The 334-nt window shown below is 53.3% G+C and carries 1 protein-coding gene; it reads right to left on the bottom strand.

What is annotated here, in order from left to right; genetic code table 11:
- Positions 1–330: condensation domain-containing protein (locus AC5WOF_RS19420; RefSeq protein WP_496051592.1), on the bottom strand; the 330-nt coding region annotated here is incomplete at its 3' end.
- Positions 331–334: the final 4 nt, after the last annotated feature.

Below are 334 nucleotides of genomic sequence, written 5' to 3'. Positions count from 1 at the left end.
GACTTGTTCTGCTACGATAGCGGGGGCATCAGGAGTCGTCGCTACCACGTGGGCGACTTGCTCCACCACGGAGACAAAGGGCAGCGTTTCCCTTGACCCATTCCACTTCCGTTGTTCCTGTTTCTCTGCTTCGGTAAGCAACGTCGCCTGTGATATGGATGTCTCCGGCTGATCGATCAGGTGGTGCATCAATTGGTGCAAATGTCCGGCCATCCGAGCGATGGTCTCCTCTTCCCACAAATCCGTATTGTAGGAAAACGTCACATTCATTCCTTCTTCCAACGGTGCCACATGCAACGTGAGATCAAACTTGGCTGTCGTTTGGGGCAAAGCT

This window comes from Shimazuella sp. NTD250, assembly GCF_059510375.1.
This window is presented reverse-complemented; position numbering and strand designations above follow the sequence as displayed.